Origin of the sequence: Paenibacillus tyrphae, from assembly GCF_000722545.1 — a bacterium.
GTDB lineage: Bacteria > Bacillota > Bacilli > Paenibacillales > NBRC-103111 > Paenibacillus_G > Paenibacillus_G tyrfis.
In genome coordinates, this window is record NZ_JNVM01000017.1 from 35,090 (window position 1) to 53,958 (window position 18,869).

General features: G+C 54.1%; 20 protein-coding genes. 11 read left to right on the forward strand and 9 right to left on the reverse strand.

The window, feature by feature from the left end; genetic code table 11:
* The 4 genes from ET33_RS20605 to ET33_RS20620 all read left to right on the forward strand — a co-directional run bounded on the left by ET33_RS20605 (position 1) and on the right by ET33_RS20620 (position 2,424).
* On the forward strand, positions 1 to 921 hold the full coding sequence (locus ET33_RS20605; protein WP_036686131.1) for an RNA polymerase sigma-70 factor: 921 nt from the start codon (positions 1 to 3) through the stop codon (positions 919 to 921).
* Between the two features lie 144 nt (positions 922 to 1,065).
* Complete coding sequence (locus tag ET33_RS20610) at positions 1,066 to 1,524, forward strand: DUF1284 domain-containing protein (RefSeq protein WP_036686133.1); 459 nt, start codon at positions 1,066 to 1,068, stop codon at positions 1,522 to 1,524.
* 85 nt (positions 1,525 to 1,609) lie between these two features.
* On the forward strand, positions 1,610 to 2,146 hold the full coding sequence (locus ET33_RS20615) for a histidine phosphatase family protein (protein ID WP_036686136.1): 537 nt from the start codon (positions 1,610 to 1,612) through the stop codon (positions 2,144 to 2,146).
* A gap of 17 nt (positions 2,147 to 2,163) precedes the next feature.
* Positions 2,164 to 2,424 (forward strand): YqkE family protein, encoded by a 261-nt coding sequence (locus ET33_RS20620; protein ID WP_036686139.1) that lies wholly within the window; start codon positions 2,164 to 2,166, stop codon positions 2,422 to 2,424.
* A gap of 98 nt (positions 2,425 to 2,522) precedes the next feature.
* Here ET33_RS20620 and ET33_RS20625 read toward each other — a convergent pair whose 3' ends face one another.
* Positions 2,523 to 3,203: an LrgB family protein gene (locus ET33_RS20625; protein WP_036686142.1), complete on the reverse strand. Its 681-nt coding sequence runs from the start codon at positions 3,201 to 3,203 to the stop codon at positions 2,523 to 2,525.
* The gene (locus ET33_RS20630; RefSeq protein WP_036686666.1) at positions 3,200 to 3,571 is read right to left on the reverse strand and encodes a CidA/LrgA family holin-like protein; all 372 of its coding nucleotides are present in this window, start codon (positions 3,569 to 3,571) and stop codon (positions 3,200 to 3,202) included. Before ET33_RS20630 ends, ET33_RS20625 begins: the two co-directional genes overlap by 4 nt.
* Before the next feature lie 109 nt (positions 3,572 to 3,680).
* Between ET33_RS20630 and ET33_RS20635 the strand changes: the two genes are divergently transcribed.
* Together ET33_RS20635 and ET33_RS20640 are read left to right on the forward strand one after the other, a co-directional pair.
* Positions 3,681 to 4,565 (forward strand): LysR family transcriptional regulator, encoded by an 885-nt coding sequence (locus ET33_RS20635; RefSeq protein ID WP_036686668.1) that lies wholly within the window; start codon positions 3,681 to 3,683, stop codon positions 4,563 to 4,565.
* Between the two features lie 45 nt (positions 4,566 to 4,610).
* Positions 4,611 to 5,603 (forward strand): acrylyl-CoA reductase family protein, encoded by a 993-nt coding sequence (locus ET33_RS20640; RefSeq protein ID WP_036686144.1) that lies wholly within the window; start codon positions 4,611 to 4,613, stop codon positions 5,601 to 5,603.
* A 94-nt stretch (positions 5,604 to 5,697) separates the two neighbouring features.
* Here ET33_RS20640 and ET33_RS20645 read toward each other — a convergent pair whose 3' ends face one another.
* Positions 5,698 to 7,590: a 5'-nucleotidase C-terminal domain-containing protein gene (locus tag ET33_RS20645; RefSeq protein ID WP_036686146.1), complete on the reverse strand. Its 1,893-nt coding sequence runs from the start codon at positions 7,588 to 7,590 to the stop codon at positions 5,698 to 5,700.
* Between the two features lie 221 nt (positions 7,591 to 7,811).
* Between ET33_RS20645 and ET33_RS20650 the strand changes: the two genes are divergently transcribed.
* Positions 7,812 to 8,675, forward strand: a complete 864-nt coding sequence (locus tag ET33_RS20650) for a polysaccharide deacetylase family protein (RefSeq protein WP_036686148.1) — start codon at positions 7,812 to 7,814, stop codon at positions 8,673 to 8,675.
* A gap of 12 nt (positions 8,676 to 8,687) precedes the next feature.
* Here ET33_RS20650 and ET33_RS20655 read toward each other — a convergent pair whose 3' ends face one another.
* Positions 8,688 to 9,020, reverse strand: a complete 333-nt coding sequence (locus ET33_RS20655) for a periplasmic substrate-binding domain-containing protein (RefSeq protein ID WP_036686150.1) — start codon at positions 9,018 to 9,020, stop codon at positions 8,688 to 8,690.
* 220 nt (positions 9,021 to 9,240) lie between these two features.
* On the opposite strand from ET33_RS20655, the gene ET33_RS20660 reads away from it, so the two are divergent.
* A complete protein-coding gene (locus tag ET33_RS20660; RefSeq protein WP_051775476.1) occupies positions 9,241 to 10,422 on the forward strand; it encodes an RCC1 domain-containing protein in 1,182 nt (393 codons plus the stop codon).
* A gap of 309 nt (positions 10,423 to 10,731) precedes the next feature.
* Here the strand turns inward: ET33_RS20660 and ET33_RS38520 are convergent, their stop codons facing one another.
* On the reverse strand, positions 10,732 to 11,907 hold the full coding sequence (locus ET33_RS38520) for a hypothetical protein (RefSeq protein ID WP_152570676.1): 1,176 nt from the start codon (positions 11,905 to 11,907) through the stop codon (positions 10,732 to 10,734).
* A gap of 308 nt (positions 11,908 to 12,215) precedes the next feature.
* Here ET33_RS38520 and ET33_RS20665 point away from each other — a divergent pair, with 308 nt between their 5' ends.
* Complete coding sequence (locus ET33_RS20665) at positions 12,216 to 12,683, forward strand: YdeI/OmpD-associated family protein (RefSeq protein ID WP_036686153.1); 468 nt, start codon at positions 12,216 to 12,218, stop codon at positions 12,681 to 12,683.
* 95 nt (positions 12,684 to 12,778) lie between these two features.
* Here ET33_RS20665 and ET33_RS20670 read toward each other — a convergent pair whose 3' ends face one another.
* From ET33_RS20670 to ET33_RS20685, 4 genes are all read right to left on the reverse strand, one after another.
* Positions 12,779 to 13,306 (reverse strand): DinB family protein, encoded by a 528-nt coding sequence (locus ET33_RS20670; protein ID WP_036686672.1) that lies wholly within the window; start codon positions 13,304 to 13,306, stop codon positions 12,779 to 12,781.
* Positions 13,307 to 13,511: 205 nt separating this feature from the next.
* Positions 13,512 to 15,170, reverse strand: coding sequence for a methyl-accepting chemotaxis protein (locus tag ET33_RS20675; RefSeq protein ID WP_036686155.1), 1,659 nt, complete (start codon positions 15,168 to 15,170; stop codon positions 13,512 to 13,514).
* Between the two features lie 22 nt (positions 15,171 to 15,192).
* Positions 15,193 to 16,194, reverse strand: coding sequence for a BMP family lipoprotein (locus ET33_RS20680; RefSeq protein ID WP_036686158.1), 1,002 nt, complete (start codon positions 16,192 to 16,194; stop codon positions 15,193 to 15,195).
* A 200-nt stretch (positions 16,195 to 16,394) separates the two neighbouring features.
* A complete protein-coding gene (locus ET33_RS20685) occupies positions 16,395 to 16,817 on the reverse strand; it encodes a GNAT family N-acetyltransferase (RefSeq protein WP_036686161.1) in 423 nt (140 codons plus the stop codon).
* 131 nt (positions 16,818 to 16,948) lie between these two features.
* On the opposite strand from ET33_RS20685, the gene ET33_RS20690 reads away from it, so the two are divergent.
* Both ET33_RS20690 and ET33_RS20695 read left to right on the forward strand, forming a co-directional pair.
* Positions 16,949 to 18,364 (forward strand): aminotransferase-like domain-containing protein, encoded by a 1,416-nt coding sequence (locus ET33_RS20690; RefSeq protein ID WP_235206775.1) that lies wholly within the window; start codon positions 16,949 to 16,951, stop codon positions 18,362 to 18,364.
* A 125-nt stretch (positions 18,365 to 18,489) separates the two neighbouring features.
* Positions 18,490 to 18,852, forward strand: a complete 363-nt coding sequence (locus tag ET33_RS20695; RefSeq protein WP_036686163.1) for a VOC family protein — start codon at positions 18,490 to 18,492, stop codon at positions 18,850 to 18,852.
* Positions 18,853 to 18,869 lie beyond the last annotated feature (17 nt).

Here is an 18,869-nt window from a genome sequence, read left to right on the forward strand (position 1 = left end):
ATGGAACCTGCCGAATTGGCCGGGGAACTGTACGTTTCCTACAAGCCCCTGTTATTTTCCCTTGCCTACCGCATGCTGGGAAGCGTAATGGATGCGGAGGACATTGTACAGGAGGCATTCCTGTATGTGAACGAAACGAAGCTGGATCACGTGCAAAATATGAAGTCCTACCTGTGCAAGCTGGTGACGCACCGCTGCATCGACCGGCTTCGTTCGGCCAGCAAGCAGCGCGAGGTTTACGTCGGGCCTTGGCTGCCGGAACCGCTAATCGCGGACAGAGATCCGGACGGCGAGCCGTCTCATTCCTATTTGCACAAGGAATCGCTCTCCACCGCTTATCTGCTATTGCTGCAGCAGCTCTCTTGGACGGAGCGGGCAGTGTTTCTGCTGCGCGAGGTGCTACAGTACGAATACGACGAAATCGCCGATATCGTCGGCAAAAGCAGCACGAACTGCCGGCAAATCTTCCACCGCGCGAAGCGGGCCGTCAGCGGCTTGCCCGATCCCAGAGACGGACAGCCGTCCGAGGCGGTGCCGGCCCGCGGGGGTCCGCATCCTTCGCAGGAGCAGACGGGCGACCTGATCGAACGGTTCGTTCAAGCGCTAACCACGGGCAATGTCAGGCAATTGATGGATATTTTGTCCGCGGATGCGGTGCTGTACTCCGATGGAGGCGGCAAAGTTACCGCGGCCGTTCGTCCCGTGCAAAGCGCGGAACGCGTATCGCGTTTCTTCGAAGGGCTCATGGCCAAGCTGCCCGAGGCATTCTACTATCGCTTGGCGGACGTTAACGGCCAGCCGGGCATTGTTTGTTATTCCGGCAAGCAGCCGGTGAATGTCATTTCGTTCCATATCCGGGAAGACCGGGTCCATGGCATTTATATCGTCGTGAATCCGGATAAATTAAAGCATGTTCTATAGCCCGTCCAGCGGAGGAACCGGCAGGAGGATCGACTCTTCTGCCGGATTTTTGCCGTTTGATGGCATGGATGATACGTTAACCCGAATATGATATAATCAGTTAACAATATTCTGCATCGCGATGCAGGAATGGAGAGAAGTCCTATGAACAGCATCCGGCTCCGCGGCCATCATCTGCTTTGCCTGCTCGGGTACCGGGGAATGGGGTACTCCGAATCGTTTTGCGACAATATGACGGCTGTGTACGAAACGCTACGGAAGCATCCGGACACCCGAATCGAGCTTGTCGAAGGCCCCGACGACATCTGCAGCGCGTTTCCCAAGGACCAGCCCCCGCATTGCGACGGCCACAGCGTATACGACCGGGATGCCCGCGTGTTGAACAAGCTTGGACTGTACACCGGCTCCGCGATGACGTGGGCGGACATCTGCGCCGCCGTCTCCGCGACGATGCGTCCGCACGACATCGGCCTACTGTGTTCGAGCTGTCCATGGGAGCGATACGGTGTCTGCAAGAACGGGGTCCGTCTGATCCGCAGCGGAGAGCCGCTGCCTCCGGTCGCCAGCCGTAGCAGATGGCCGCAGCCGAAAAAATCGGTATAGGGGAAACTAGCCCTTTCACATCCAGTCCATCCCGAGGTATGATAGAGAGACATACTTCTACAAGCAAGCAAGGATGGTAGCGGAAATGAAAGTCGGTCTGGTTCGGCATTATAAAGTAAAAAAGGATTATCCGTCGCAATTTCTGATCTCGGCCAGGGAGCTCGATCAATGGTTCGCGGAGTATGATGAATCCGACATCGAGCTCGGTCAGACCGACCTGGGCGGCATCGAATGGAACCGCTGTTATGCCAGCGATATGTCTAGAGCGGCCCGCACGGCCGAGCACATTTATGACGGTGAAATTAAGCGCTGGAAAATGCTGCGCGAGGTTCCGCCTCCGTCGTACCGAACGAAGGTACGGCTGCCGCTCATGATGTGGGCGGTTCTGATTAAAACCTTGTGGTTTGCGGCCCCCCGGTCGATGCCGGAAAGCATGGCCGATACCAGAAACCGGGCCGACGCCGTTCTGGACGAGATTTTCCAGCAGGGCGACGGGAATGTGCTTATCGTCAGCCATGCCGCCTTGATGATGACGATGAGAAAAGCGCTGCTTGCGCGTGGCTTCCGGGGACCGAAGTTCGGTACGCCGGAGAACGGCAAGCTGTATTTGTTCGAAAATTAACGCGAAAGGTGAGTGCCATGGCGAAGAAAAACAGGCCGGCGGCTCCTCCGGGCGCCGCTTCCCAAGACAAGCCCGCTACGCTGAAAGATTTGTTGAATCCGGACGTCGTAAGCAAGTTGAAAGCGCAGGCGGATCAAATGAAGGCCGAAGCCGAGATTCAGCGCGAGGAAGCCAGAAAGCAGGCGGAAGCGGCCCGCAAGGCCGAGCAGAAGCGGCTGGACAACAACTTCGAATATTTGCTGAACAACAGCGGCATGGACTGGAAGAAGTACAATTAAGCGGTAAGAACAGTAAAACCTCCAAAATCGCGGTAAAACGTGATCGTGGAGGTTTTGTTTTGTCTCATAGGAGTGTATGGATTACTTGCCGGGCGGTCTTACAGGAGCAGGACCAGCCAAGGGACAACGACCAGCGCCAGAAGCGCGGTCACGAGCATGGATATGCTCGATACCGTGCCGGAGACGGCGCCGAACTCGAATGCCGTCGTCGTCCCGGCCGTATGGGCGCTCGTCCCGAGCAGCACGCCCTGCGCCACCCCGCTGCGGATGCGGAACAGCCGGATAAGCATCGGTCCGACGACCGTGCCGAGCAAGCCCGTGACCAGCACGAACAGCGCCGTCATCGCCGGGATGCCCCCGATCATATCCGTGATGGCGATGGCAATCGGCGTGGTCGTGGAGCGCAGCACTAGGCCGTCGATGATCTTCACGTCGAGGTGCAGCCCCTTGGCGATCCAAACCGAGGTCGCAACACCCGCCGCGGAGCCGACCAGCACGCTGGCCATTATTTCTACGGCATATTTGCGCAGCAGTGCGACATTTTTGTAGAGCGGCACGGCCAAGGCAATTGTCGCGGGTCCGATCATGTCCGTCAGCCAATGCGCCCCGGCGTTGTAAGTCTCGTAAGGAATGTCTCCTTTCAGCAGCAGGACAATGACAACCGCCGGTGTCAGCAGCAGCGGCGACAGATAGATTTTAGGTTTCCTACGATACAAGCTTTTTATGCCGTAATAGACGGCCATGGTGAACAGCAGCAAGCCGAGCGAGAGCCAGGTCATGACGGGGTTCGCTCCTTTCGCTTCACGATCGCTTGCGCCACAAGCCCTGCCGAGAGCATCACGACGACAAGGCTGCTCACCAGCACGAGCATGATCGGCAGCCCGTTATCCCGCAGCAGCGACTGATATTGAATCATCCCGGCCGCCGCAGGGATGAAGAACAGCAGCATTTCGGCCAACAGCCACTTGGCCCCCAGATCGATCCATTCGATCCGGATGATTTTCAGTTGAAGCAGCACAAATACAAGAACGATCCCGAGAATGCTCCCCGGAATCGGCAAATGAAGCAGGGTTGCCAGCCCGTTCAACAGCCAAGAAACAAGGACAAAAAAGAGCACCTGCCCCAAAGTTTTCACAAAAGCCGCCATGTTGCACAGCTCCTTTCCTTCCAAAGTTTACACCCCTTCCTTTCATAGGTAAAATGAATATATCGAATTTCTTTCATTCCAGTTATCTATGCAAAGGAGGTGCCCGGGCATCGATATCCGGCAGTTAGAGTATGTGCTGGAGATTATCCGACACAGCAGCTTCACCAAAGCAGCCGAGGCGCTGCACATTACCCAGCCTACCATCAGCAAAGCAATCAAAAATTTGGAGGAGGAGCTAGGCGTCCCGCTCTTCGTCCGCTCCGGCAAAACGCTGGAACTGACCGACGCCGGCCAGCTCATTGCCGGTCAGGCGCAGGATGTCGTCCGTTCGTTCAAGCATCTGGAGCTGCAGCTCGGCGATTTGACGAATTTCAAAAAAGGGCATATCCGGATCGGATTGCCGCCGATGGCGGGCGCGAGATTTTTCCCCGGCATTTTGAGCCGGTTTCGCGACACGTATCCAGGGCTGACGATCCAACTGGAGGAGGATGGCTCGGTCAAGCTGGCGGAAAAGGTGGAGGACGGCACGCTGGACGTCGGCGTGGTGCTTTTGCCGGTGGACGAGGAAGTGTTCGAATCGTATTCGTTCGTGAACGAATGGCTTCGAGCCGTGCTTCCTCCTGCCCATCCGTTGGCGGGCAGAAGGGAAATCCGGCTGGCCGAGCTGCAGGACGAGGCTTTCATTTTGTTTCGGGAAGACTTTGCGCTTCATGAGCGGATTATCAAGGCTTGCGATGGCGTCGGCTTCCGGCCCCGGATCTGGTACGAAAGCTCGCAGTGGGATTTTATCTATGAAATGGTTGCCTCGGGAATGGGCGTGGCCCTGCTGCCCGAAAGCATCTGCGGCATGCTCGACCCGAACCGCGTCGCCACGGTCACTTTGACCGACCCGGCCATTCCATGGCATCTGGGCATGATTTGGCGGAAGGACCGCTACCTGTCGTTTGCCGCGCGGGAGTGGGTCCGCTTCTCGAAGGCGCATTTGACGAACTAAGGCAGGCCGTCTCTTTAAATCCATTTTCGGAAGGGGTACGTAACTATGGAACGATTTCGTGCACTCGTCGTGGACAAAACGGAGAATCAGTTTTCGGTAAGCGTACAATCTCTCAGCTTGGACGATTTGTCGGAAGGCGAGGTGCTCATTCGGGTCGCCTACTCCGGCGTCAATTACAAGGACGGCTTGGCGGCAAGCCCGAAGGGCCGGGTGGTCCGCGACTATCCGATCGTGCCGGGGATCGATCTCGCCGGGACGGTAGCCGCTTCGACCGATCCGCGGTTTCGCGAAGGCGACGAGGTGCTGGCGACGAGCTATGAGCTCGGCGTAGGGCATTCCGGCGGATTTAGCGAATATGCGAGGGTTCCCGCCGATTGGGTGATCTCCCTGCCGAAAGGGTTATCCCACCGCGAGGCGATGATCCTCGGAACGTCGGGATTGACGGCAGCGCTGTCCGTCCACCGTATGGAAGAGAACGGCTTGCGCCCCGAGAACGGCCCTGTGCTCGTCACCGGAGCGACCGGCGGCGTCGGAAGCCACGCCGTCTCGATGCTTGCGGCGTCGGGGTACGAGGTCACGGCCAGCACGGGAAAAGCGCAGGAGCATGACTACCTGCGCGAGCTGGGTGCCGCTTCGATCCTCCACCGGGAAGAGCTGTACCCGGAAGCGGTCAAGCCCTTGACCAAGGAACGGTGGGCGGGCGCCGTCGATCCGGTGGCCGGCGCCGCGCTGCCACATATTCTTAGCGCTATCCGACGCGGCGGCTCCGTGGCGCTTAGCGGGCTGACCGGCGGCGCCGAATTTACGGCGGCCGTGTTCCCGTTCATTCTCCGCGGCGTGAACCTGCTCGGCATCGATTCCGCCTACTGCCCGCTCCCGCTCCGGCAGCGGCTCTGGGAACGGATGGCTTCCGATCTGAAGCCGCCGCGGCTCGAAGCGATGGTCCATGCGGAAACGACCCTCGACGAGCTGCCGACCGCCCTACAGCACATTCTGCAAAGCGGCGTCCGCGGGAAGGTCGTTGTGAAGCTGAAGTAAACGCCCCGTAAGAGGCCGAATCTCTACGAGAAAAAGCCCGACCGGTCAACCCGGTCGGGCTTTTTGTACGGTTGCAGCGCGAACTGCAAGTCGCTTATCCGGCAACAGGAAGCTTGATCTTCTGACCCGGGAAAATGAGATGCGGATTGCTGAGCTGATTCAGCTCTTGCAACTTCTGCCACGTAGTGTTGTGTTTCCTGCCGATTTTCGACAGCGTATCGCCGGACTTCACGATGTACACCCCGCCGTCCGTCGCCGCTGGTGCCGCCGGGGCGGGCTTTGCAGCTTCCGGTGCCGGTGCAGGCGTTGTCGGTGCAGGAACGGCCGGAGCCGGTGCTGGCGTCGGAGCCGGTTTGGACGTCTGCTCGGCCGGCGGAGCCGGAGGAGCCGGTACCGTTGGCGCCGGTGCTGCCGGAGTCGTCGCCGCGCCGGATGCATTTTTGACCGCGATGCGGCCTTCGACTTGCGGATTCACTTCGCCCCTCTTCTGGAAGTACTTGATCAGCGATTCCTCCAGCGAAGAATAGTCGCCCGCAAGCGGGTAGTCCTTGAACATCTTGTAATCGTCTCCGCCTGCAGCCATAAAGTCGTTCGTCGCAAGCAGATACGTTTTGTTCAGATCGATCGGCTGGCCTTTGACTTTGACCCCCGATACCCGTTTACCTTTCGGCTGTGCAGGGTCAAGCTCGAAGGTAACGCCGCCGACCTGCGGGAAGCCGCCCAGCGGTTCCGGATAAGCAGATACGCCGTGCTCAAGAGCGGCGACGATGTCAGAGCCCTTCACTTTTTTCGTCTGAATGTAGTTGCCGAACGGCAGTACGGTAATGACCTGCCCCTTCGTAATCGTGCCTGCAGCGATCGAATCGCGGATGCCGCCGCCGTTCGTGATAGCAACGTCGGCCCCCGTCTCGTCGATCATCGCGTCGGCGATCAGGTTGCCGAGGTTCGACTCGCCCTTGCGCACAACTTCGCGGTCCCCAACAAGCTTGACGGAGGTGGCGCCCACTTTTTGCTGGAGCACCTTCTCCTGATCTTTTTTCACAGAGTTAATAATGTCCAGAACGGCCGCGTCGCCCGGCGTTTTGTCGTCGTCAGCGGCTTTTTTCGTGATCAGGCCGGACACCTTGTCCTTCAGCTTTCCGTTCTCGAACGTCAGGTCGACGCGTCCGAATTGCTTCAGGTACTCGCCGGTCTGAGCGATCAGCACGTTGCCGACCTTCATGCCCGTATCCAGCTTCGTATGGCTGTGTCCGTCGATGATGACGTCGATGTCCGGCACCTGCTCGGCTACCTTGATGCTCGTGTCAATGCTGGACTTGTCGACTCCAAGATGCGTCACCGCAATGATCGCGTCGACTTTTTTGCCTTTCAGCTCGCCCACAATCGCCTTCGCCTCGACGGCAGGGTCCGTAAAGGTGAGGCCCGCGACGTTGTTCGGATGCGTTTTATAAGCGGTTTCAGGCGTAGTCAGGCCGAAAATGCCCAGCTTGATGCCGTCCACTTCCTTAATCACGTAAGGCTGCAAAATACGGGTACCGTCCGCTTTTTTCGTATTGGCGCTAAGTACCGGGAATTTGGCTTTGCCTGCCAGCTCTATAAGCCGCTCGTAGCCGTAGTTGAAATCGTGGTTGCCCGCGGCCATCGCGCTGTACCCCACGGCATTCATGATGTTGACGATGCTTTCGCCGCGCACCAGATTCGCAACCGTTTGCCCGTGGAACGTATCGCCGGCATCCAGTATGAGCGAGTTCGGGTTCGTTTTTGCATACTCCTTGATCATCGCGGCCATTTTGGCGAAGCCGATCCCTTCCTTGCTCTCGTCGACCCGGGAATGCGTATCGTTCGTGTGGAACAGCGTAACTTTCGTCGTGCCCTTCTTGCCACCGGTATTCCCCACCGACGTTTCCGCCGCCGCTGCCGGGGCTGCCGCCGATACGAGCATCAGCGCAGCCAGCGCCGGGGACATCCATTTTTTCCAACCCTTCATTCGAAGCTTCTCCTCCCAAATTATAACAGTTTGGTATGTCCCTCTTAGTTTAGCACAGATATATAAATGGAAATTCTGCCCTGTGTAAATTTTTCGTAAATTCAATCGGCTCGATGGCGGAAAGGCAACTCCGGCGCCAACTTTAAAACGAGATTGAGTTTTTTCAATTGGTATCATACAATGAAAATGCTTAATTTTTGGCAAAAAGGGGATCGCAGCACATGTTTGGATGGTTAGCAAAAGGCTTGCTCGCAGGCTGCATCGCAGTCGGGGTTATCGCCGGTTCGGTCTATCAATGGGGCAGCTATCCGTATGCGGATCAGGTCGCGGTGCTGGCCTATCATCATTTGGACGATACGGATAAGAGTAACGTCACGATCACGCCGGAGCTGTTCCGCAAGCAAATCAGCTTCTTGAAGGAAAAAGGATACCATTTTCTGACGCTTTCGGAATTCCGCGAATTCATGAACGGCAAGAATGTGCCCCGGCAATCGGTGCTGATTACGTTCGACGACGGCTACGAAAGCTTCTATACGTACGGATACCCTGTGCTCAAGGAGCTTGGCATACCGGCGGTCAATTTTGTCGTGACCAAGGACCTGGCCGATCCGAAGGCGCCCGCCCTGACGGCTTTATCCGAGGAGCAAATCCGGCAGATGGCCTCGGCAACGGACTTTATCGATTTTCAATGTCATTCGCACGACCTGCACCAAAAAGTGGACGGCCATCCGCTGCTCACCAGCCTGCTGCATACGGAGGGCCGAATTGAAACGGTGGCCGAATACGGCGACCGGATTCTGAAAGATACCCGGGCTTGCGCCACCCGGCTCCACGCCCTTCATCTGCAGGAAGTGGATATGTACGCCTACCCTTACGGCATGTACGATCAGCAAGCATCGGAGTTGGTCCGGCAGGCCGGGATTCGCTACGCTTTTACGGTAAAAAGCGGCATGGTGACGCAGAAGGACGACGTGATGCAAATTCCGCGCATCAATGCCGGGAATCCGAGCATCACGCCGGAAAAGCTGCACCGCACGATCATGCGCCGCGCCGTGAAGAAGCAGCTGTCCTGGTTGAGCCGCTAAAGGCAGGTTGGTTTAGCGGCGGCTGTCGAACCACAGCTTGCGGTAATCGACCCAGCCGAGCGAGCTGATCGAGACGTCCCGCAGTCCCGGCGGGTACGAGGCGGACTGCTGCCAGCGGTACCACAGGATGACGGCGCGTTCCTGCAGGAGCGCTTCTTCCAGCTGACCCAGCAGCGCTAGACGGCGGGTGCGGGAAGGCTCCCCGGGAAGTGCCGCGCATAGACGGCTCGCCATTTCACGCAGCTCCGGAGGCAAGCAGCGCCTTACGGGGCTGTTCGCGTTAGCCAGCAGGGCGAGCAGCGTCCACTCCGCATCCTCATGCACCGGCTGCTCCAGCAGATACAAATCCGCTTCGGCGAGCGTGTTCTTTTCGAATAAGAGATAAATGTCGGAAGCATATAGTACAACATTTAAAATTACATTAATTTACTTGATTGGTATATTAAAATAAATTACAATTAATATTGTAATTTATTACTAATTAACCCTTTCGCTCAAAGGAGGTGTGGTATATCAATAATTTAAGATTGAATCAAACAATCTTATCATAAATGGGAGGTTAGGGATGAAAACAAAAGGGCTCGTGACATTAGTCGTATTGCTGTTTCTATCAACATTCGCCGGATCTTTTTCGACTGTGAAAGCAGCAGCTTCTTCTGTAAAACCTCAAGTAAGCGCTGGAAATTTATCGGGTTACGCTCTAAAAAGCGATGGGACCGTATGGGCTTGGGGCAATAACGGTTCTGGAAGATTAGGAGACGGGACGACAACCAATAGTACTGTCCCCATCCAAGTATCAGGTTTAGACTCAGTCATTCAAATTGCGGCTGGGGGCAGTCATTGCCTTGCACTGAAGAGTGATGGGACCGTATGGGCTTGGGGAGCAAATACGACTGGGGCTCTTGGGAATGGTACAAAAAAAGCCAGTAAATCTCCGGAACAAGTGCTATATTTGAATTCGATTATTGCAATTGCAGCAAATGATAACTCCAGTATGGCCCTAAAAAGCGACGGGACTGTTTGGGCTTGGGGGTCAAATGCGTATAAAAAATTAGGAATTGGTGCCACTTCAGACGCACAGGTTTCTCCCGTTAAAGTGCATAATCTGAATAATATTGTTTCTATTTCGATGGGATTTACCCATTCCTTAGCTCTTCAAAACGACGGGACCGTATGGGCTTGGGGGGCAAAAGGGAACAACGATTTTACTTTAGGGGATGGTACTAAAAATGGTCAAGCAGAGCCAATAATAGTTTCTAACCTGGATCAAGTTGCTTTTATTAATGCAGGCACGAATTCCAGCATGGTGATAAAACAGGATGGAAGCTTGTGGCAGTGGGGAGCTGGATATGCAAATGGCATTAGAGGGAATGTGCCTACTCAATTTCCGAAACAAATGAGCTATGTTGATGCGGTTAAATATGTTGCTACATATCATGATAGAGCAACTTTTATAAAACCAGATGGCAGTATTTATTCGATAGGAGCGGTAACCGAAGGATTTCTTGGGACAGGTCAAACATCCGGTGATAATCAATATATCCCATACCCTGTTGTACTTTCAGACTTAGCAACTCCGTTAAAGGACATGACTTCTCTGGCGATGGAAGATTTATTTACTTTGGCTATAAAAAAGGATGGAACCGTGTGGGCCTGGGGACATAATACATCAGGACAACTCGGTGATGGAACAAAAACGAATAAAAATTACGCTGTGCAAATTTCTGGCTTAAATCTATTGGAATAATAATTCAACCATATTGAATTAAACAGCCCCAAGGCATTTTGCAAGGTGAGTATGGAACGTTTCTACTAGTCATGAATTATTTTTTGATAACCGATTTACATAAGGGTACGGATCTTTTCTTATAAAGAATAGTTCCGTATCTTTTTTTCTGGACACAGAGGTTTACTGCAAAATGGGGCGTGATAAAAAGCAAAGGGCAGTCCCTCGGCTATTATTGAATAGCTTTGAGGACAGCCCTGAAGGTAGCCAAACTAGCTTTTCAAGAGTTATTATCCACTAGTTGGTTTCTATTGCAATGGTTTTATTGAATTAATCCGCTTTAAAGTAAAGGGCATAAGGCAATGTAGCAGACGCAGGAATCATTGTTCTAAGTATGAAACTTTTACTATTACTTACTGATCTTGCTGTATTTTTACTAAAATGATCTTTATCGTTTGGTTTTGGGGTTTTAGAAATGCCATCAATTTGATATACAAGATGTCCCGGAGCGCTACCCGCACTTCCGAATAACGTGCTAACTGCCGTTGAACTTGTTAAATTAATGGTTATATTATAGTCTGTTAACCAATAAGTATTACGTACTTTCCCACGCCACACTACGGGTGTTTGATTAATTGAATTGCCATCTTTATCCCATCTTGTGTATAATTGCTCTTGCTCATTTGTATATCCTGGATTATCGGCTAGTTTAATATATTTTGTCGTTGTATTATTAATATTTAAATTAATGGTTCCGTCTCTGCCCCAATGGGCTAATAAACCACGATAATCATCCGATTTTGTTGAAGTTTCATTCGTAGTTGCTATCGTAGACATATATGCCGTTGTATAAGGAATAGGGTCACTTATGGAAGAAGTTGTATTCACATCTGAAACTTTAACACTCGCACTACTGCCATCAGAATTTATAGCATTGAATTCCGCAAAATAGACCATTGCTTTATGTGAAGCTATATCACTCGAATATTGGTATTTATATGTATCTCCCGCTGAAAGAGTTGCTATGAGTGTTGGATTTGAGGATGCACTCATGAAACTATTTGCAGCGCTTTTTGCGGCCGGTCCTATATCTTTTGCAGCAGCATTACCGTAGCCGAACTTATTTCTATAAATTTTTACAGTTTGAGCAGAGGTATTTTTAATAACAATCCAAAATCTTAGAGTGCTTGAACTTCTGTTTGCATGAGATGACCAAAATCTGAAAGCGCCTGTCAATGTATCGGTATACAAAGTTCTATTCACTTGTCCTCTTACAACGGAGCTATCCTCCCTCTTAGCACCATCACTAAAAATAGATTCAGGGGCATTTGATGCGAAAACCTGTCCACCAGTAAAAGAGAAACTAACATTACTTGAATTGAATGGTTCCATTGTCGTGGGAAAATTAATTGATACTTCGGTATCTTCCGGGTAGGATGCAAATGTGGAAAACGGTACACCTAAAAATAAAACGATCGAGAGGATGAAAACTAAAGACTGCTTCATACAATAACCTCCTTTAATTATCATTCTAATATTCAGTTACTTGCAGTCCTCTACCAACCCCTTAAAATAAGTAAATTATATATTGTTTTATAAATAATAGCATGAAATGTAATATTTGTAAATTAATACACTATTATGAATTGATGAATTCTGGTGAATTCGACGTTGTAGGCGCGTTCGGCCCCGCCGGCGTCGGCTTCGCCTGCGCCGTGCTGATGGCACTCACCGCCGCAGCCTGGCTTATTTTTCACCGCAAACGGCGTATGCTATAAGGTGCGGCAAAAAAACGTACGAAGGAGCGAATCGAGATGCAGCGGTTCGAAGCGGTGCTGCACCGGCCCGAAGAGACAGGCACGTGGACGTACTTCACGCTGCCCTTTTCCGTGGAGGCCGTTTTCGGCAGCAAGGGACAAGTCAAGGTAAAAGGAACAGTCAACGGCGTACCGTACCGCAGCTCGGCGATGCCGCACGGCAACGGCACCCACTACATAGTCGTAGGCAAAGCGATTCGCGATCAGGCCGGAGTCGTGCCGGGGGATACGGTGCAGGTGACGATGGAACCGGACACAGAAGAGCGGACCGTCGAGGTTCCCGGCGATCTGGCCGACGCTCTGCGCCAAACGGAAGAAGCCGCGGCCCGATTCGACAAGCTCGTGTATTCGCACCGGAAAGAGTTCGTGGACTGGATCGAATCGGCCAAGCGGCCGGAAACGCGGGCGAGCCGGATCGCGAAAGCCGTAGCGATGGTGCTGGAAGGAAAAAGGCCGAAGGGATAGCAAACGCATTGGAAGCCGCGGCATTGACCGCCGCCGGCGCCACTCGCCTTAAAAAAAGCAGGCCATCTCGCGTAGGATGGCCTGCTTTCCCTTTATTAGTTACTTTCCAAATACGCTTTCAGCCGTTCCTTCTGATGAAGATGATGGCGGTAATGCATCTCCACAAGCTCGAACCATTCTTTCGCGTTAAGCCCGCCGAGTCTGGCATGCTGAACGGTTTGCAGCGGGGAAATTTCCTCAAGCAGCGGCTCAATCTCTTTCATTCGCCGCACCACCGTATTCAACTCTTCGACGATCTGTTGTTTCGTTAGCGGCTGGTCCGGGATAGCCGTCTGGACTTGAATACGAACCGGCGGAAAGCTGCCACTCCTAAAAATCGCTTCTCCCGCTTCCGTCTTCCCTCCTGCTTCAGCGGGCTCATTGGCGCTCTGATGCCTGCAAAGCTCGATATTCCGAAGCTGCATGTTAAGCGCGGTGTTGATCAGATGGACATACATTTGTCCCAGCGACCATTCGTTCTCGCTTGGCTTACGAGTCAACTGTTCCATGCTGAACTGATCTAACTCCTGAATATAATGGTTCGTGATTTCTTCCATACGTTGTACGATTTCGGCTGTGCTCATCATTTTAGTGACCCCTCTCGCATCAGGTATCAGGCTACCGCCTGCAGCACCAGAACAAGCGGCGGCATGAATAGCCATTCGTTTATGCTATACATGCCGCTGCGTGCTTGTTTGGATATATATTCTATTTTATCATTTTTATTCAATTTAATCGAATAGAATGCTAACGGGGAATTGCGTCCGGTCACAGAGGTTTTCCAAACATTTAGGTTTCCAGCCGGAATCTTTTCAGTTCGTGCTGCATCTCCTCGGCGATGAGCCGCAGCGTCTTCACCTTCTCCCCCGCCACGTCGAACGCACGCTTTTGTTCGACCGTCGATGCCATGATCTCTTCGCTGCCAGCCACCGATTGCTCCGTGATCGCGCTGATGCTCTCAATGGCCTGCTGAACCTGGGTACACATCTTCTGCGAAAGGTTCATGTCGTCCGATAGTGCGGCCAGATGACCCGCAACCTTCTGCACCTTCTCGGAAATTTCGGCAAAAGATTGTCCTGTCGAGGAGGCAGCTTCCTCCTGTACGCGAGATAACTCCATACTCTCCGACACGGAATCCTTCACCTTATTCATCGCCGAGCCGATCCCTTCGACCGCCTGGAAAATTTGCTTCGCGGCGCTCACCGACTGGTCTGCCAGCTTCTTCACCTCTCCGGCGACGACCGCAAAGCCTTTGCCCGCTTCGCCTGCCCGGGCCGCTTCAATCGAAGCGTTCAAGGAAAGCATTGTCGTTTGTCTGGCAAGGCTGGAGACGTAAACGGTCATTTTGGCAATCTCCGCCGCGTTGCCCTCCAGCTCCTGCACGGTCCGTTCCACGACAGCCATTGCGCTCCGATTGTCGGCCACGACCCGCAATTGTTCCTGCATGGCGCGGCCGCCCAGCTCGATCGCGCGGACCGCTTCTTCGCCGTACTCCGCCGACCGTGCGGTTTCCGCAAGATTCGCCTCGAACTTCCGCTGCATCTCATCTACGAGAGATACCGTCATCGTCAAATCTTCCGCTATTTTTTGACTGCCGACGGCCAATTCCTCCGTAGCAGTCGCCACCTGGGCGACGATCCCCTGCATCGTATCGTTGTTCCGATCAATGTCTCTTGCCATGTTGTCCACGCGAGTGCCGGCTTGGTCTACCGAACGGACAATGCTGCGGAGGTTACCGATCATTACCCGAAACGATCCGTTCAGTTCGTCCAGCTCGTCTCGCCCCTTCGTTTCGGCCAGTTCGATCATCAGGTTGCCCTGCGAGATATGCTTCGCAGCGTCGTTCAACCGGCGAATCCGCCGGACGAGCTGCCTGGCCGAAAACGTATTATACGTACCGACCGCTACGAGCAGCAGTATGCCTCCCGCCAGAGCCAGCTGCCACGTAAACCGAATGCTTCGCGTCAAGTGACCGGTATAATCGTCGTAACGCGCCTGCATCTGGAGGTCGAGCATATGAATATCGTTCTGTATGCCCAGCGTACGAATGGATTGCCGCTTTGCCTCCGGGCTGTTCTTGCCGTTTAACGCCTGATCGGCAGCCGCCGTCAGCTCCTTAAACTTCGTATCGATGCTCGCAAGCAGCTTTTGCTGATCTTCCGACAGCGCAGTCCCGCCGGACAAAGCCGTGATCGTTTTTGCCGCTTGGCCCAGTTGACTTTTCACTCCCGCCTTGTTGCTCTCGGTCATGGAGGACGAGTAATTGTTCAACCCCTGACCAATTTGGATCATGCTGCTCTTCAGCTCCCGGATGTTCATCATCGCAGGAACCAACTCATTGTTTTGCGAGTTAATGCTTACCAATTGAAAAATAATATAGGCCACCAAAGCCAAGGACGCGAGCAGCGAGATCATCGCGCTGCGTACCAGTTTGCCCTGCAGTTTCATCGCTTCTTCCTCCGTTACCGAATCATGGTGTTGGGATCGTGATGCTTCCGGACGCAAGCTTCTGGATCAGGTCGTCAACCTTCTGCTGCTGCTCCGGCTGCAAGGAAATGACGCGGATCGGCGCGAGGCCGACGCCATTCTCCTTCAGACCAAATACCATATGCTTCTGCGGAAAACGGCCCGAATTTTGCACAAAAGATTTCACCGCCAGATCGATGGTAACGTCAATATTTTTCAGCATCGACGTTACAACGGCTTTCTCCGCAACGAAAAATTGATCCGTATCGACGCCAATCCCGTATTTTCCGCGCTTCGCCGCTTCCTGCAGCACTCCGACACCCGTAAAACCCGCTGCCGAATACAGGACATCGACCTTTTGTTTATCGATCATCCCGCCGGCAATTTGCGCGCCAAGCGCGGCATTACCAAAATCTCCGGCGTAGGCTGCGGTGACCTCAGCTTTCGGATTCACCGCTTTAACCCCCTGTTCGAAGCCGTTCTGAAATTTGCGAATGAGCGGCGCGTCCACCCCGCCCACAAAACCGACCGCGTTCGAACGGGTGGCCAACCCGGCAATCGCTCCTGCGAGGAAGCTTCCTTCCTCCTCCTTAAACGTAATCGAAGCCACATTCGGCAGGTCCGACGTCTCGTCGACAATGATAAACTGCCGGTCCGGATGCTGCTTCGCGGCTTTCTCCAAGCTGTCCTTGATCATAAAGCCCAAGCCGATCACAAGATCGCAGCCATCCTGCGCCAGTTGCTCGAACCCTGCATCGTACGTTTTCGTCTTGGCGATCTCCCGGTAATCAAAAACGATGCCTTGCTCATCGCGGGCCTTGATCAGCCCTTGAAACGCGGCATCGCTAAAAGACTGATCTCCCAACCCGACTTCCGACAGCATAATACCGATCTTCATTGGTCGCTGCGCCGCCTTTTCCGCCTGCTGCGCGCAACCGGCAAGCAACCACAGGCTTACAAGAAGTGAAATCCAACGCATCATCGCTTGTCTGCCCTTCCTCTTCATTGTCCGTCACCTCTTATATATGTAAAAAAATTTAGTACCTTTAATATATCGTGCAGAGACAGCTGTAAATAAAGAGTTTAATTTTATATTTAAAAAAACGGCGTAACCGCAAAAAAGCTTAATCAAGCGATGCCGCGGCATGCTTGATTAAGCTTTTGGATTGCTGAGCCTTTAGGACTGCTTACTTCCCCGATTCCGCCTCACTGCGCCGCAGCCGGGATCGGCCGCCGCATCAGCTCCTGCCGCTCGAAGCCGTACTGCTCATACAGCCCGTGCGCGTCCCTGGTACCAAGCACCATCCGGATATCCCGCACCGCCGGATACTCCACCAGAAACTGCATCAGCGACTTGCCGAGGCCCTGCCCCCGGTGATCGGGGTGCACGATAACGTCGCAGACCCAAGCGAACGTGGCGTAATCCGTCACCACCCGCATGAAGCCCACCTGCGCCTCCCCGTGGTAAAGGCCGAAGCAGAGCGAATTTTCAAGACTCCGCAGCACCGTCTCCTTGCTTCGCTGCGCAGCCCAGTAGCTTGTCTGCAAAAGCGCATAAATCACATCCGGCTGCAGCTCTTCCCGGCAATCGTTAATGCGGTACGGCAGCATTTCGTGCTTCCATTCCATCTGTACCCCTCCTGTAGATGTTGGTTTCGTTGATTTCGTTCAGTATAATGGAGACAGATGACACTCACTTATTTATTTCTCCCATCTGTACCCGTACAAAAATATCGACTCCTTCAGGGGGGACTCTGCGCATGAGTATGAATATGAACATAAGTACGAGCATGGGCTGCAAGTTCGAAGCCATCAAAGCGGACATTCAGCGCAAGCTCGCATCCGGCACCATCCGGCCGGGCGCCAAGCTGCCTTCGATCCGCGACGTATCCGTTCAGTACGGGTGCAGCAAAAATACGGCCATTCGCGCGTACGACGAGTTGGAACGGGAACACTTGATTTATTCGGTTCCCAAAAGCGGCTATTACGCCGTCGTCCGTTCCGAACACCCCTCCTCCGCCGAACAATTAGAGCGAATCGACCTTGCCACCGCGACCCCGGACCCGGCGGTTATGCCGTACGCGGACTTTCAGCATTGCTTGAATCAAGCGATCGAGCGGTATCAGGACCAGTTGTTTTCGTATTCGGACCCGCTCGGCTTTATGTCGCTCCGACAGGCGCTGCAAAAGCATCTGACCACGGCGCAGGTATTTGCGGAACCGGAGCGGATTGCTGTCGTATCCGGTTCCCAGCAGGCGATTCACATGCTGGCCAGCATGCCTTTTCCGAATGGCAAGACGGCCATTCTCGTCGAGCAGCCCACCTACTTCGGTATGCTCCGCACGCTGGAGCTGTTGGGCATCACGGCCATCGGCATCGCCCGCACCGACGAAGGGTTCGATCTGGACGAGCTGGAGCGGCATTTTCGGACGAACACGATCAAATTTTTTTATACCGTACCGCGGTATCACAATCCGATGGGAACGAGCCTGAGCCAGGAGCAAAAGCAGGCGATCGCCCGGCTGGCCGAGCGCTACGACGTTTACATCTTGGAGGACGATTATTTGGCCGATCTCGAAACGAAGCGCCGCGCGGACCCGATCTACAGCCTGAACCGCTCCGGCCACGTCATCTATGTCAAAAGCTTCTCCAAAGTGACGCTGCCGGGCCTGCGGCTCGGCACAGCTGTCCTGCCGAAGCCGCTGCTCGAGACGTTCCGCCTGTTCAAGGCGTCCACCGATTCGAGCACGTCCGCCTTGTCCCAAGCGGCGCTGGAGCTTTACTTGACGTGCGGCATGTTCGACCGCCACGCCGCGTGGATGCGCGAGCATTACCGCATCCGGATGGAGGCGCTCCGCATGGCAGCCGCCCGCTACCTGCCGCAGGAGGTCGGCCTGCGCGTGCCGGACGGCGGCGTCTTCGTACGGCTGCTTGTGCCGCCGCCGCTGGAGGCCGACGATCTGCTGGCGGCGCTGAAGCAGCAGAACGTCGCAGTCTTGTCCACCGCGCGAGGCTATCTGCGCACGTTCGCGAAGGACAACGGCCTGCGCCTGAGCGTCATGCGTGCGAACGAAGTCCAGATCGACGAAGCGATCCGCCGCATCGCCGACTGGATCGAACAGGCGCGCCACCGCAACCCGCCGCTGCAATGGGAGCCGGTCGTCGACTGGATCTAGACGAGGGGATACCGCCTGTCGATTTGCATGAATGTATGACCCATTTCGGATACTACGACTATGTGTATTTTTCCAAAGACTTCAATCCGTGTCGGAGCTCTTGAACCACGCGAAGGAGGACAATCATGATTAAGAAAATTGCAACGACTGCCGTTTATGTCGAGGATCAGCAAAAAGCGAAAACGTTCTGGACGGAGAAGGTCGGCTTCGAGGTCGTAGCCGAGCGCCAAATGATGCCGGGAGCGAGTTGGCTGGAGGTTGCGCCGAAGGGAGCGGAATCCGCGCTGGTGCTCTATCCGAAAAGCATGATGAAAAACTGGGCCGAGCTGAAGCCGTCCATCGTATTCGTCTGCGACGATATCGAGAAGACATACGAGACGATGAAAGCGAACGGCGTCACCTTCGAAGGCGAGCTGCAAAAAATGCAGTGGGGCTCCTTCGCCACCTTCCTCGACGAGGACGGCAATTCGTTCTTGCTCAAAGGCTAGAAAAAAAGAGACCGCCC

Excerpts from the sequence above, each read along its gene's own strand:
- ET33_RS20690 (WP_235206775.1), top strand. The coding sequence starts at position 16,949 with ATGAGTATGAATATGAACATAAGTACGAGCATGGGCTGCAAGTTCGAA.
- ET33_RS20640 (WP_036686144.1), top strand. The coding sequence starts at position 4,611 with ATGGAACGATTTCGTGCACTCGTCGTGGACAAAACGGAGAATCAGTTT.
- ET33_RS20620 (WP_036686139.1), top strand. The coding sequence starts at position 2,164 with ATGGCGAAGAAAAACAGGCCGGCGGCTCCTCCGGGCGCCGCTTCCCAA.
- ET33_RS20670 (WP_036686672.1), bottom strand. The coding sequence starts at position 13,306 with ATGAGCACAGCCGAAATCGTACAACGTATGGAAGAAATCACGAACCAT.
- ET33_RS20685 (WP_036686161.1), bottom strand. The coding sequence starts at position 16,817 with ATGGAATGGAAGCACGAAATGCTGCCGTACCGCATTAACGATTGCCGG.
- ET33_RS20680 (WP_036686158.1), bottom strand. The coding sequence starts at position 16,194 with ATGAAGAGGAAGGGCAGACAAGCGATGATGCGTTGGATTTCACTTCTT.
- ET33_RS20675 (WP_036686155.1), bottom strand. The coding sequence starts at position 15,170 with ATGAAACTGCAGGGCAAACTGGTACGCAGCGCGATGATCTCGCTGCTC.
- ET33_RS20625 (WP_036686142.1), bottom strand. The coding sequence starts at position 3,203 with ATGACCTGGCTCTCGCTCGGCTTGCTGCTGTTCACCATGGCCGTCTAT.
- ET33_RS38520 (WP_152570676.1), bottom strand. The coding sequence starts at position 11,907 with ATGAAGCAGTCTTTAGTTTTCATCCTCTCGATCGTTTTATTTTTAGGT.
- ET33_RS20650 (WP_036686148.1), top strand. The coding sequence starts at position 7,812 with ATGTTTGGATGGTTAGCAAAAGGCTTGCTCGCAGGCTGCATCGCAGTC.
- ET33_RS20665 (WP_036686153.1), top strand. The coding sequence starts at position 12,216 with ATGCAGCGGTTCGAAGCGGTGCTGCACCGGCCCGAAGAGACAGGCACG.
- ET33_RS20605 (WP_036686131.1), top strand. The coding sequence starts at position 1 with ATGGAACCTGCCGAATTGGCCGGGGAACTGTACGTTTCCTACAAGCCC.
- ET33_RS20615 (WP_036686136.1), top strand. The coding sequence starts at position 1,610 with ATGAAAGTCGGTCTGGTTCGGCATTATAAAGTAAAAAAGGATTATCCG.
- ET33_RS20660 (WP_051775476.1), top strand. The coding sequence starts at position 9,241 with ATGAAAACAAAAGGGCTCGTGACATTAGTCGTATTGCTGTTTCTATCA.
- ET33_RS20610 (WP_036686133.1), top strand. The coding sequence starts at position 1,066 with ATGAACAGCATCCGGCTCCGCGGCCATCATCTGCTTTGCCTGCTCGGG.
- ET33_RS20695 (WP_036686163.1), top strand. The coding sequence starts at position 18,490 with ATGATTAAGAAAATTGCAACGACTGCCGTTTATGTCGAGGATCAGCAA.
- ET33_RS20630 (WP_036686666.1), bottom strand. The coding sequence starts at position 3,571 with ATGGCGGCTTTTGTGAAAACTTTGGGGCAGGTGCTCTTTTTTGTCCTT.
- ET33_RS20645 (WP_036686146.1), bottom strand. The coding sequence starts at position 7,590 with ATGAAGGGTTGGAAAAAATGGATGTCCCCGGCGCTGGCTGCGCTGATG.